Origin of the sequence: Kitasatospora sp. NPDC049285 (genome assembly GCF_040678815.1) — a bacterium.
Classification (GTDB): Bacteria; Actinomycetota; Actinomycetes; order Streptomycetales; family Streptomycetaceae; genus Kitasatospora.
The window spans coordinates 18,512-31,960 of record NZ_JBFAQR010000040.1; the positions used below are offsets into that span (position 1 = coordinate 18,512).

At 72.2% G+C, this 13,449-nt stretch carries 9 protein-coding genes; 6 read left to right on the forward strand and 3 right to left on the reverse strand.

Annotation, left to right across the window (positions count from 1 at the left end; translation table 11 throughout):
• Window positions 1-561: 561 nt before the first annotated feature.
• Entirely contained in the window at window positions 562-1,662 is a 1,101-nt protein-coding gene (locus tag AB0K51_RS23370) for a TDT family transporter (RefSeq protein WP_363458641.1), read from the reverse strand.
• Window positions 1,663-1,732: 70 nt separating this feature from the next.
• Here AB0K51_RS23370 and AB0K51_RS23375 point away from each other — a divergent pair, with 70 nt between their 5' ends.
• The 6 genes from AB0K51_RS23375 (at window position 1,733) to AB0K51_RS23400 (ending at window position 12,329) form a co-directional block, all read left to right on the forward strand.
• The gene (locus tag AB0K51_RS23375; protein WP_363458643.1) at window positions 1,733-2,701 is read left to right on the forward strand and encodes a LysR family transcriptional regulator; all 969 of its coding nucleotides are present in this window, start codon (window positions 1,733-1,735) and stop codon (window positions 2,699-2,701) included.
• 76 nt (window positions 2,702-2,777) lie between these two features.
• Window positions 2,778-5,381, forward strand: coding sequence for an ATP-dependent chaperone ClpB (clpB, locus tag AB0K51_RS23380; RefSeq protein WP_363458645.1), 2,604 nt, complete (start codon window positions 2,778-2,780; stop codon window positions 5,379-5,381).
• A 159-nt stretch (window positions 5,382-5,540) separates the two neighbouring features.
• Window positions 5,541-6,104, forward strand: coding sequence for a YbjN domain-containing protein (locus AB0K51_RS23385; protein WP_363458647.1), 564 nt, complete (start codon window positions 5,541-5,543; stop codon window positions 6,102-6,104).
• Between the two features lie 163 nt (window positions 6,105-6,267).
• On the forward strand, window positions 6,268-8,580 hold the full coding sequence (locus AB0K51_RS23390) for a right-handed parallel beta-helix repeat-containing protein (protein WP_363458649.1): 2,313 nt from the start codon (window positions 6,268-6,270) through the stop codon (window positions 8,578-8,580).
• Window positions 8,581-8,904: 324 nt separating this feature from the next.
• Complete coding sequence (locus AB0K51_RS23395; RefSeq protein WP_363458650.1) at window positions 8,905-11,046, forward strand: hypothetical protein; 2,142 nt, start codon at window positions 8,905-8,907, stop codon at window positions 11,044-11,046.
• A gap of 122 nt (window positions 11,047-11,168) precedes the next feature.
• On the forward strand, window positions 11,169-12,329 hold the full coding sequence (locus tag AB0K51_RS23400; RefSeq protein ID WP_363458651.1) for a pyridoxal phosphate-dependent aminotransferase: 1,161 nt from the start codon (window positions 11,169-11,171) through the stop codon (window positions 12,327-12,329).
• Between the two features lie 7 nt (window positions 12,330-12,336).
• Here AB0K51_RS23400 and AB0K51_RS23405 read toward each other — a convergent pair whose 3' ends face one another.
• Together AB0K51_RS23405 and AB0K51_RS23410 are read right to left on the reverse strand one after the other, a co-directional pair.
• A complete protein-coding gene (locus tag AB0K51_RS23405) occupies window positions 12,337-12,699 on the reverse strand; it encodes a hypothetical protein (protein ID WP_363458653.1) in 363 nt (120 codons plus the stop codon).
• Window positions 12,696-13,403 (reverse strand): hypothetical protein, encoded by a 708-nt coding sequence (locus tag AB0K51_RS23410; RefSeq protein ID WP_363458655.1) that lies wholly within the window; start codon window positions 13,401-13,403, stop codon window positions 12,696-12,698. Before AB0K51_RS23410 ends, AB0K51_RS23405 begins: the two co-directional genes overlap by 4 nt.
• Window positions 13,404-13,449: the final 46 nt, after the last annotated feature.

The following is a 13,449-nucleotide window of genomic DNA, read 5'->3' on the forward strand; positions in this document are numbered from 1 at the left end:
CCCGCTCGTGTCACGCCAATCGTCAGACGCTTTCGGCGAGGCGGAGCAGCAACGCCTCACCGACTCCGGACACGGGGGCCATCACCACACATGGCGTCCCGACCGGCGCTCTTCCCCCCGGCTGCGCAGGTGCGAACGCACCTGTCGTACCCACGCGAAGAGCAAGCCGTCGACTCGGGCTGCGGCGGCCCGGGACGACTTGGCGTGACTACACCCTCACAGCGTGACGAACGCCGAACAAGTGGTCTCCGGCTGCAGGTTCCTGCACTTGCGGGAACCTGCAACAAATCACCCGGACAAGTGTCCGAAAACCCGGAATCAAGCTATTCCCCCCTCCCCCGAACGGTCATTCGGCACAGGGCCCCACTCGCCGCGTGCGCGAGCGTCCGAGCAGGCCGGAGCGTCACGGCCGCCGCGGAAAATTCCGAATTCCTTCGCAGAACCCGCCGATCCGGAGGGCTCAACCCCGTTACACCGCAGGGGGTTTGCCTCATCCGCCGACCGCGCGCGGCATTTGCGTGCGCCGACATATTCCCGCACGGCATGGGTCCCTATGGTGCCCTACAGCAGGCGCCCGGCGCGCAAGCCCGCGAAGGTCCGCGCGGCCGCCACCGCCCAGGCCGAGAAGAGCAGCAGGTAAAGCGCCCCGGCGAGGGCCGTGAATCCGCCGAAACCGGTGTGCCGGGCGAGGCCCGCGGTGCCGGTCACCAGGGTGCCGACCGGGAAGGTGAACGCCCACCAGGTCATCGCGAACGGCATCTCGGCCCGCAGCGCCCGCAGGTTGGCGGCCAGCGCCACCACCAGCCACAGCAGCGCGAAACCGAGCACCGCCACCCCGTACGCCACCGCCGCCTGCCGGGCGAACTCCGCGCCCTGCGCCCCGGCGCCGGGCAGCGCCAGCGGGACGGCGTCGGCGAACTGGTTGACCGCGGTGGTGGACTGGCCGAGCGGGCCGAGCACCAGGAACAGCGACGGGGTGAGCACCAGCGCGGGCAGCTTGCTGTGCAGCAGCCCGCCGAGCACCACCGGCAGCATCAGCAGGGTGGCCAGCGCGCTGGCGCCGAACATCGCCAGACAGCCGTACAGCAGCGCCACCCGGGCCGCCCCCTCCGGCAGGTGCGGCACCAGCGCCGGACCGAGCGCGGCGGCCACCATCGGGGCCACCACCGGCAGCAGCCAGGTCGGGTTGGCCTCCAGTGCGGAGAGCCGGTGCCGGGTGATCATCAGGTACGGCAGCACCACCGCGACGGCCAGCGCGTACAGCGTCCCGGTGCTCCACAGCAGCGCGTCCAGGGCCAGCGCCGGGCCGGCGCCGATCACCGGGCCGCCGACCGCGAGCGCCCCGTAGCCGACCGCGAGCAGGGCCATCGGCGGGCAGCCGTAGAACACCGCGGCGGACGGGTCCTCCAGCAGCGTGTGCCGGGCCTGCTCGCGGTGCCGCACCAGGTGGACGGCGCGGGAGGCCAGCAGCAACACGAGCAGCAGCAGCGACAGCGTCCACACCGCCTCGGCCAGCGCGACCCGGCCCGGCACCTCGATCGGCAGCGCGGCGGCGGCGTTCCCGGTGATCGCGGTGCCCATCACCGCGGCGTACCAGTTGGGGCCGAGCCGGGCGAGGTCGAGGGTGCGTAGACGGCTGTCGGCCGCGAGGAGTGTTGCCATGGCTCCACCGTCACCCGCGCGAGGGGGCGGCGGTAGCGAGCGCTCCGCTATGAGGACATAGCCTGGGCCTATGGCTCTCTCCCCGCACGTCCCGGACCTCGGCGCCCTGGAGCTGCTGCTCACGGTGGCCCGGCTGGGCAGCGTCGGCCGCGCGGCGGCCGAACTGGGGGTCAGTCAGCCCGCCGCCAGCGCCCGGATCAAGAGCATGGAACGGCAGATCGGCGTGGCACTGCTGGAGCGCTCCCCGCGCGGCTCCCGCCCCACCGAGGCGGGCCGGCTGGTGGTCGAGTGGGCGCGGCAGGTGGTGGAGGCCGCCCAGGCGCTGGACGCCGGCATCGACGCGCTGCGCGAGCGCCGGGACGCCCGGCTGCGGGTGGTGGCCAGCCTGACCGTGGCCGAGTACCTGATGCCCGGCTGGCTGCTCGCGCTGAACGCCGCCAGCCCCGGTACCGCGGTCACCCTGCGCACCGCCAACTCGGCGGACGTCGCCTCCCAGGTGCTGGCCGGCGAGGCCGACCTCGGCTTCGTCGAGGGCACCAGCACCCCGCCGGGTCTGGCCGGCGCGGTGGTCGCCGCGGACAGCCTGGTGGTGGTGGTCTCCCCCGACCACCGCTGGGCCCGCCGCCGCGCCCCGGTCACCGGCGCCGAACTGGCGGCCACCCCGCTGGTGCTGCGCGAGGTCGGCTCGGGCACCCGCGAGGTGCTGGAGGAGGCGCTCGCCCCGTACGGCGGGGCGGCGCCGCCGCGCCTGGAGCTGGCGTCCTCGACCGCGCTCAAGGCGGCGGCGATGACGGGCGCCGGTCCGGTCTGCCTGAGCGAGCTGGCGGTGATCGAGGAGCTGGCCACCCGCCGCCTGGTGGCGGTGCCGCTGGCAGCCGACCTCGACCTGCACCGACCGCTGCGCGCGGTCTGGCCGGCCGGCCAGCGCCCGGCCGGACCGGCCCGCCAGCTGCTGGGCCTGACCCGGGCCCTGCAGCGTCCCGGCACCGCCCCGCGGAGCCCTTCGCACGATGTTCGCACCGAGTCCATGAAAACTTGAGCGGAATAGACTCAACTTAGTGCATGCTGTATTCAGCAGACTTGGAAGGACCTGAGCCGAGAGGGGTATGCCCGCAGTGGACGCCAGTAAGTTCACCAGCAAGACGCAGGAGGCGTTGTCCTCCGCCATCCGGCAGGCCAGCGCCGCGGGGAACCCGGACGTCAAGCCGGTGCACATCCTGCTGGCCCTGCTCGACCAGCCGGAGGGCCTGGCCCGGCCGCTGCTGGAGGCGGTCGGGGCGGACGCCGCGAAGGTCACCGCCGCCGCCCGCCAGCAGGCCGCCGCGCTGCCCGCCGCCCAGGGGTCGACGGTCGCCGCCCCGCAGCTCGCCCGGGACACCCTGGCGGTGCTGGAGGAGGCCGGCAAGCGCGCCGCGGACCTGGACGACCAGTACGTCTCCACCGAGCACCTGCTGGTCGGCCTGGCCGCCGAGGGCGGCCGGACCGCCGAGCTGCTCAAGGACCAGGGCGCCACCCCGAAGGCGCTGCTGGCCGCGTTCAAGGACGTCCGGGGCAGCGCCCGGGTCACCTCGCCGGACCCGGAGGGCACCTACAAGGCGCTGGAGAAGTACGGCTCCGACCTGACCCAGGCCGCCCGGGACGGCAAGCTCGACCCGGTGATCGGCCGCGACCAGGAGATCCGCCGGGTGGTGCAGGTGCTCTCCCGGCGCACCAAGAACAACCCGGTGCTGATCGGCGAGCCCGGCGTCGGCAAGACCGCCGTGGTGGAGGGCCTAGCCCAGCGCATCGTCGCGGGCGACGTGCCCGAGTCGCTGCGCGGCAAGCGCCTGGTCGCGCTGGACCTGGCGGCGATGGTCGCGGGCGCGAAGTTCCGCGGCGAGTTCGAGGAGCGGCTGAAGGCCGTCCTGAACGACATCAAGGCCTCCGACGGCCAGGTGATCACCTTCATCGACGAGCTGCACACCATGGTCGGCGCGGGCGCCGGCGGCGACTCCGCGATGGACGCGGGCAACATGCTCAAGCCGATGCTGGCCCGCGGCGAGCTGCGCATGGTCGGCGCCACCACGCTGGACGAGTACCGCGAGCGGATCGAGAAGGACCCGGCGCTGGAGCGCCGCTTCCAGCAGGTGCTGGTCGGCGAGCCCAGCGTCGAGGACACCATCGCCATCCTGCGCGGCCTCAAGGGCCGGTACGAGGCGCACCACAAGGTGGAGATCACCGACGCCGCGCTGGTCGCCGCCGCGACGCTCTCCAACCGGTACATCACCTCCCGCTTCCTGCCCGACAAGGCGATCGACCTGGTCGACGAGGCGGCCTCCCGGCTGCGGATGGAGATCGACTCCTCGCCCGTCGAGATCGACGAGCTGCAGCGCGTGGTCGACCGGCTGCGGATGGAGGAGCTGGCGCTGGACAAGGAGTCCGACCCGGCCTCGGTCGAGCGGCTCGGCAAGCTGCGCCGCGATCTCGCCGACAAGCAGGAGCAGTTGAGCACCCTCAACGCCCGCTGGGAGCAGGAGAAGAAGTCGCTGAACCGGGTCGGCGAGCTCAAGGAGCGCCTGGACGACCTGCGCGGCGCCCTCGACCGGGCCCAGCGGGACGGCGACTTCGAGCGCGCCTCCAAGCTGATGTACGCCGAGATCCCGTCCGCCGAGCGGGAGTTGGCCGAGGCGCAGGACCGCGCCGCGGACCAGCCGACCGCCACCATGGTCAAGGAGCAGGTCGGCCCGGACGACGTGGCCGACGTGGTCGCCTCCTGGACGGGCATCCCGGCCGGCCGCCTGCTGGAGGGCGAGAGCGCCAAACTCCTGCGCATGGAGGACGAGTTGGGCCGCCGCCTGATCGGCCAGCGGCAGGCCGTGCAGGCCGTGTCGGACGCGGTGCGCCGCACCCGCTCCGGCATCGCCGACCCGGACCGCCCGACCGGCTCGTTCCTCTTCCTCGGCCCCACCGGCGTCGGCAAGACCGAACTCGCCAAGGCGCTCGCGGACTTCCTGTTCGACGACGAGCGGGCGATGGTCCGGATCGACATGAGCGAGTACGGCGAGAAGCACTCGGTCTCCCGCCTGGTCGGCGCCCCGCCCGGGTACGTCGGCTACGAGGAGGGCGGCCAGCTCACCGAGGCGGTCCGCCGCCGGCCGTACAGCGTGGTGCTGCTGGACGAGGTGGAGAAGGCCCACCCCGAGGTGTTCGACGTGCTGCTCCAGGTGCTGGACGACGGCCGGCTCACCGACGGCCAGGGCCGCACCGTGGACTTCCGCAACGCGATCCTGATCCTCACCTCCAACCTGGGCTCGCAGTACCTGGTCGACCAGACCACGCCGGAGGAGCGCAAGAAGGAGCTGGTGCTGGAGACGGTCCGCTCCGCCTTCAAGCCGGAGTTCCTCAACCGGCTGGACGACATCGTGGTCTTCGACCCGCTGGGCACCGAGGAGCTCAGCCGGATCGTCGACCTGCAGGTCGACGCGCTCGCCCGCCGCCTGCACGAGCGCCGGCTCACCCTGGAGGTCACCCCCGCCGCCCGGGACTGGCTCGCCCTCACCGGCTACGACCCGGCGTACGGCGCCCGGCCGCTGCGCCGGCTGGTGCAGTCCGCGATCGGCGACCAGCTGGCCAAGGAGATCCTGTCCGGCCGGGTGCACGACGGCGACACCGTCCTGGTCGACCGGGACGAGGCCCACGACCGGCTCACGGTCGGTCCGAAGCCCTCGCTGCTCAAGTGATCCGGTGACCCTGCGGGCCCGCCGGAACACCCTCCGGCGGGCCCGCGGCCACGGGCCGGTGGTCTCTGTGCCGAGCGGCCCGAATGAGGCAGGATGGACCTATGAGAAGGGCGGCGCGCCGTGTCGGCCGCCCTTGTGCACCTCGAAAGGGACACCCCCGTGAGCATCGACCCGTCGTCCATCCCGTCCTTCGGCATGCCGCAGCCGCCGCAGGGCGGTGGCCAGCCCGGTGGCGCTCCGGCCGGACCGCCCCCGGTGATCATCCCGGACCAGAACCTGGTCGCCCAGCTGCTCGACCAGATGCAGCTCAAGCACGTCGTCGACGAGGAGGGCGACCTCACCGCCCCCTGGCAGGGCTTCCGCGTGTACTACATGTTCCGCGGCGACCAGAAGGAGCTGTTCGCGGTCCGCGCGTTCTACGACCGCGCCTACCCGCTCGAGAAGAAGGGCGAGATCCTCGACCTGATCGACGAGTGGAACCGCGAGACCCTCTGGCCGAAGGTCTACACCCACACCCACGAGGACGGCGTGGTCCGGCTGATCGGCGAGTCCCAGATGATCGTCGGCAACGGCGTCAGCCTGGAGTACTTCGTCGGCACCACCGCCAACTGGACCCAGGCCTCGGTCGGGTTCGAGCAGTGGATGGTCGAGCGCCTCGGCCTGCAGGACGAGATCGAGGACAAGGACACCGACGGCGACGAGGGCCCCACCAACGAGGCCTGAGCCTCCCCCGCGACCCCCTACGGGCCCGGCACCGCGACCTCGCGGCGCCGGGCCCGTCGGCGTTCCCCGCTACGCCGAAATCCGTGTGTACACCGGGGAATCGGGCGTGCGAGAATCCGTCCGCCGTCGGACCTGTGTACGAATTCACGACGGCGTGACTCTCATGTCCAGGGGGAACACCATCAAGACCCGGATCGCGGCGCTCCTCGGCTCCGCGCTGCTCGGCACGGCCGTACTCCCGGCCCTCGGCCCTGCCAGCGCCCTCGCCGACGCCGCCACCCTCTACGTCAACAACGCCGCCGGAGCGCACTGCACCGACTCCGGCACCGGCACCCAGGCAGCCCCGTTCTGCCACATCAAGGCGGCGGCCGCCGTCGTCCAGCCCGGCCAGACCGTGCAGGTCCTCGCCGGCGAGTACGACGAGGGCGGACTGACCGTCACTGCCGCCGGCACCGCCCAGGCGCCGATCACGTTCAGCGGCCCCGACCTGGGCGACTACCAGACCAACAGCACCGTGGTCATCACCAACACCTCGGTTCCCAGCGCGGACGGGCTCACCGTCAAGGGCCAGCACCTGCGCTTCAAGAACCTGTCCGTCAACCCGACCGGCAGCGGCCAGGCCGTGGTGGCGAACGGCGCCGAGGACGTCTCCTTCCGCACCGTGACGGCGTTCATGGGCGGCATCAGGATCACCAACCAGTCGAAGAACGTGTCCTTCGGCCAGTCCCAGAGCAGCTACCCCAAGGGTGCGAGCGTCGTGGTCGACGGCGGCTCCACCGGCACGGTCCTGGCCTCGCTGTCGATCTTCGCGCAGAGCATGGTCGACCCGACCGGGTTCCGGATCTCCGACGCACCGTCGACGACCATCGTCAACAACACCATCCACGCCACCTGCGGCACCGCCATGCAGATCCAGAACGGGTCGACCGGCGCCACGGTGGAGAACAACCTGGTGACGACGATCGGTGGGAACGACCAGGCGTGTCCGGCCGGGTCGCCGGCCCTGGGGCTGTCGGTCGCCGCGGACTCGGTGTCCGGCACCAAGGCCGACTACAACACGCTCGCGCCGAACAGCAGCTTCCCGGTCTACGACTGGGCCGGCACGGCGTACGCCACCCAGGCGGCCTTCACCGCGGCGACCGGCCAGGGCGCGCACGACTACGTCACCAACTACGAGCAGTTGTGGCAGTACCACCCCGGCCAGTCGCGCTCCCCGCTCGTCGACTCCGCCGACGAGAACGTCCCCGGCATCCTGCCCGTCGACGCCTACGGCCGACCGGCGGTGGACGACCCGGTGGTCACGAACACCGGCACCGGCACCGGCACGCGTGACCGCGGCGCCGCCGAGTTCGAGGACTTCGGCAGCCTGTTCAGCCCGGCCGGGCCGACCCGGCTGCTGGACACCCGCGCCGCGATCGGCGTCCCGGCCGCGAAGCCCGTCGCCGCCCGCGGCACCGTCGACCTCCAGGTGGCCGGCGTCGCGGGCATCCCGGCCGGGATCACCGCGGTCACGCTGAACGTCACGGTCACCGAGCCCGGCACCGACGGCCACCTGACGGTGTATCCGCACGGCGACGAGATGCCGACCGCGTCCAACCTCAACTGGACAGCCGGCACCACGATTCCGAACCTGGTGACCGTCCCGGTCAAGGACGGCAAGGTCTCCTTCTACAACGCCTCCGACGCCACCGTGCACGTCGTCGCCGACCTCGCCGGGTACTACAGCAGCAAGGGCAGCACCTTCAATCCGGCCGGCCCGACCCGCCTGCTGGACACCCGCGCGCCCATCGGCGTCCCCACCGCCAAGGCCGTCGCCCCCCGCGGCACCGTCGACCTCCAGGTCGCCGGCGTCGCAGGCGTCCCGGCCGGTGTCACCGCGATCACCCTGAACGTGACGGTCACCGAGCCCGGCACCCCCGGCCACCTGACGGTGTATCCGCACGGCCAGGCCGCCCCCAACGCCTCCAACCTCAACTGGACCGCCGGGCAGACCATCCCCAACCTGGTGACCGTCCCAGTCAAGGACGGCAAGGTGTCGTTCTACAACGCCTCCGACGCCACCGTGCAGGTGATCGCCGACCTGGCGGGCTACTACACCACCACCGGCGACATCAGCTTCCGCCCCGACGGCCCGTGGCGGATCATGGACACCCGCGTCGAGCAGCGGGGCAGCACGCCCCGCGACGCCGGGCCGATCGCGCCGCGCGGAACCCTGGAGCTCCCGCTCGAAGGCCCGTTCACCGACGGCGCCATCGTCCTGAACGTGACGGTCACCGAGCCGGGCACCGACGGCCACCTGACCGTCTACCCGCACGGCCAGGCCGCCCCCAACGCCTCCAACCTCAACTGGACCGCCGGGCAGACCATCGCCAACCAGGTCGTGGTCCCGGTCAAGGACGGCAGGATCTCCTTCTACAACGCCTCCGACAGCACGATTCACCTGGTGGTCGACCAGTTCGGTTACTACGGGCACTGATCAGCACCACCCCGACGGGCCCGGCACCGCGACACCCGCGGAGCCGGGCCCGTCGGCGTTCCCGCCCCCGCGCCGATGGGCGTCGCACCTGCGTGCGAGAATCCGTCCGCCGTCGGCCCTGTGTGCGACTTCCCGGCGGCCTGACCCATCGCAAGCCCGTGGGAGCACCCCATCAGAACCCGGATCGCGGCGTTCATCGGCTCCGCGCTGCTCGGCACGGCCGTACTCCCGGCCCTCGGCCCTGCCAGCGCCCTCGCCGACGCCACCACCCTCTACGTCAACAACAGCGGCGGCTGCAGCAACGACGGCCCCGGCAGCGCGGCGGTGCCGCTCTGCAGCATTCAGGCGGCGGCGAACGCCGTCCAGCCGGGCCAGACCGTGCAGATCGCGGCCGGCGACTACGTCGAACCCGCGCTGGTCGTCACCCACTCGGGCACGGCCGCAGCGCCGATCACCTTCCGCGGACCGGCCTCCAATGCCCTCTCGCTCGACGACCGTGTCGTCATCCGCAACGGCGGTGCCACCGAGGCCGACGGCCTGACCGTCAAGGGCGCCCACCTGCGCTTCGAGGACCTGAACCTCAACCCGGTCGGCGGCGGCCAGGCCGTGGTGGTCGACGGGGCCGAGGACGTCCGCTTCCGGGCGGTCGCCCCGTACACCGGCGGGGTGCGGATCACCAACCACTCGAAGGACGTCGCCTTCGGCCAGGCGCAGCTCAGCTACCCCAAGGGTGCCGCCGTCGTGGTCGACGGCGGCTCCACCGGGACGGTGCTGGCCTCGCTGGACATCCTGGCCCAGAGCGGGCTCGACCCGACCGGCATCCGGATCTCGGGCGCCCCGTCGACGACCGTCGTCAACAACACCGTCCAGGCGCCCTGCGGCGCCGCGGTGCAGCTCCAGAACGGGTCGACCGGCGCGACGGTGGAGAACAACGCCACCGGGACGGCCAACCTGGACGAGGGCCAGCCGTGCCCGGCCGGGTCCGCGCCCGTCGGCCTGACGGTCGACGCGGGCTCGGTGTCCGGCACCAAGGCCGACTACAACACCCTCTCGCCGAAGGGCGGTGCCCCGGCCTACACCTGGACCGGCACGGCGTACGCCACCCAGGCGGCCTTCACCGCGGCGACCGGGCAGGGCACCCACGACTACGTCACCGACTGGGCGGCGCTCTGGCAGTACCACCCCGGCCAGTCGCGCTCCCCGATCGTCGACTCCGCGGACGAGAGCGTGCCCGGCATGCTGCCCGGCGACGCCCGTGGCTATGCCGCGACGGACGACCCGGTGGTGCCGAACACCGGGACCGGCACCGGCACCCGCGACCGCGGCGCCCGGGAGTTCCAGGACTTCGGCAGCCTCTTCACCCCGGCCGGCCCGACCCGCCTGCTGGACACCCGCGCGCCCATCGGCGTCCCCACCGCCGAGCCGGTCGCCCCGCGCGGCACCGTCGACCTCCAGGTGGCCGGCGTCGCGGGCATCCCGGCCGGCGTCACCGCCGTGACCCTGAACGTCACCGTCACCGAGCCGGGCACCCCCGGCCACCTGACGGTGTATCCGCACGGCGACGAGATGCCGACCGCGTCCAACCTCAACTGGACCGCCGGACAGACCATCCCCAACCTGGTCACCGTCCCGGTCAAGGACGGCAAGGTCTCCTTCTACAACGCCTCCGACGCCACCGTCCAGGTCATCGCCGACCTGGCCGGCTACTACAGCGCCAAGGGCAGCACCTTCAACCCGGCCGGCCCGACCCGGCTGCTGGACACCCGCGCCCCGATCGGCGTAGCGACCGCCAAGGCCGTCGCCCCGCGCGGCACCGTCGACCTCCAGGTCACCGGCGTCGCAGGCATCCCGGCCGGTGCCACCGCGATCACCCTGAATGTGACGGTCACCGAGCCCGGCACCGACGGCCACCTGACGGTGTACCCGCACGGCCAGAGCGCGCCCAACGCCTCCAACCTCAACTGGACCACCGGGCAGACCATCCCCAACCTGGTCACCGTCCCGGTCAAGGACGGCAAGGTCTCCTTCTACAACGCCTCCGACGCCACCGTGCACGTCATCGCCGACCTCGCCGGCTACTACACCACCGGCGGCGACATCACCTACCGCCCGATCGGCCCGACCCGGGTGATGGACACCCGGACCAACTCCTGGGACGGCAACGGCATGCGCCCGGCCGCACCGGTCGCACCCCGCAGCAACCTGGAGCTCTACCTGGAGGGCCCGTTCATCGACGGCGCCGTGGTCCTGAACGTCACCGTCACCGAGCCCGGCACCGACGGCCACCTGACGGTGTACCCGCACGGCGACCCGCTCCCGACGGCGTCCAACCTGAACTGGCGGGCCGGACAGACCATCGCCAACCAGGTCGTGGTCCCGGTCAAGGACGGCATGATCACCTTCTACAACGCCTCCGACAGCACCGTGCACGTGGTGGTCGACCAGTTCGGCTACTACCAGCACTGAGCAGCCCCACCCCGAAGGCCCGGCCCACCCGCCGGGCCTTCGGCGTTCCCCTGCGGTCCTTGTCCCCCGCCCCGCCCGCAGCGGATGATGATCCCCGACCACCAGCCACAGGGGAGCCGACGATGACCGCCAGGCCGCTGCTGAACCGCCGACTCGAGGGCCTCGGGACGACGATCTTCGCCGAGATGTCGGCGCTGGCCACCGCCACCGGCTCGATCAACCTAGGGCAGGGGTTCCCGGACACCGACGGGCCCGAGGAGGTCCGGGAGGCCGCCGTCCGGGCGCTGCGGGAGGGCCACGGCAACCAGTACCCGCCGGGGCCGGGCATCCCCGAGCTGCGGGCCGCGATCGCCGAGCACCAGCAGCGCTTCTACGGCCTGGAGTACGACCCTGACACCGAGGTGTTGGTCACCGCGGGCGCCACCGAGGCGATCGCCGCCGCGCTGCTGGCGCTGCTGGAGCCCGGCGACGAGGTGATCGCCTTCGAGCCGTTCTACGACTCGTACGCCGCCTGCATCGCGATGGCCGGCGCGGTCCGCGTCCCGCTGACGCTGCGTCAACCCGACTTCCGCCCCGACCTGGACGAGCTGCGCGCCCTGATCACCCCGCGCACCCGGCTGCTGCTGGTCAACACCCCGCACAACCCGACCGGCACCGTGCTGACCGCCGAGGAACTCGCCACGATCGCCGAACTCGCCGTCGAGCACGACCTGTTGGTGATCACCGACGAGGTCTACGAGCACCTGGTCTTCGCCGGCGCCCACCACCCGCTGGCCGCCCTCCCGGGCATGCGCGAGCGCACGGTCGCCATCTCCTCGGCGGGCAAGACCTTCTCCTTCACCGGATGGAAGGTCGGCTGGGTCACCGCCTCCCCCGCGCTGGTCGCCGCCGTCCGCACCGCCAAGCAGTACCTCACCTACGTCAGCGCCGGCCCGTTCCAGTACGCCGTCGCCGAGGCCCTGCGCCTGCCCGACACGTACTACGCCGACTTCCGCGCGGACCTGCGCCGCAAGCGCGACCTGCTCACCGCGGGCCTCGCCTCGGCCGGGTTCCGGGTCTTCGAGCCGCAGGGCACGTACTTCATCACCACCGACATCACGCCCCTCGGCGAGAAGGACGGCCTCGAGTTCTGCCGCGCCCTCCCCGAACGCTGCGGCGTGGTCGCCATCCCCAACTCCGTCTTCTACGACGACCCCGAGGCCGGCCGAAGCCTGGTGCGCTTCGCCTTCTGCAAGACCGAGACGGTCCTCGCCGAGGCCGTCACCCGCCTGAGCAGCCTCTGACGGCGGGTCAGGGCCAGTGCTCGGCGACCCAGGCCGGCATCGGGGCCTCCGGGTCGGGCGGTACGGGCGGGTCCGACCGGTCCCCGTAGAAGTAGTCGAACAGGTCCCGCAGGTAGCCGTACAGATGCGCGCCGTCGGTGAAGGCGACACCGGTCAGTGAGGCCCACTCCGCCACGTCGCAGGGCCGTTCCCGCAGCAGGTACTCGAGTGCTTCCCGCAGATGCCGGGAGAACGCCGACGACCGCTGCAGCGCGTTCGGGCGGACCCGGTCGACGTCGTCGATGAACTCGACGCCCAGCGAGATCCGGAAGAGGGTCCCGATCGACTCGTCCGCGGCGAAGTGCGGGATGCTCGATCGGAGGAAGCTCACTGCGGGGCCAGCGGCATCGCGTCGAAGCCGTCGAAGAGGTACGCGTAGACCTGGGCCAGATAGACCGTCAGCTCCTGCTGGTCCGGGAAACCCACGTAGGTCAGGCCGTACCAGTGCTGCGGGGTGAGCGGACGGTTCTGCACCAGGTGGAGCAGTCCGGCCCGGACGGTCTCGCGGTAGTCCGGCCACGCGGTGTCGAAGGTCTGCTTGAGCATGCCGAGGTCGTCGACCGCCTCGACGCCGAGCAGGCCGGCGCAGAAGTGCACGAACCGCCGGTCGACACCGGGCACGTCGAGTCCCAGGTCGGCGAGCGGCACGGTGGTCGGGTCGACCGGGCCGCCGGGGTAGGGGTAAAGCGTGGTGTTCCACAGGTCGTCGGCGTCCTGCGGCCCGGCCGGGCCCGTGCCGTCGGCGGGACGGTAGACGCCGTACAGCAGTCCGGAGAGCTGGAAGTCGGCGTAGACGTAGTTGAGCTCGCCGTTCGGCAGGTAGGGCTGACGCGAGTCGATGGCGATCGCGGTGGCCTTGCCGGCTCGCTCACCGGCAGGGCCGTAGACCGATTCGAAGGACAGGATCGGCGCCAGGTCGCGGTGCTCCAGCGCGGCGGCCCGCAGGGCGTCCTCCGCCTGCACGAACGCCTCCTCGGTGTCGAAGCGGCTGGCCCACGGGCCGGTGCGGGGCGGGAGTTCATCGCGCAGTGGCATACCAGGTGCTCCATTCCTCAGCAGTCGGGGTCCAGCGCCGGACGGC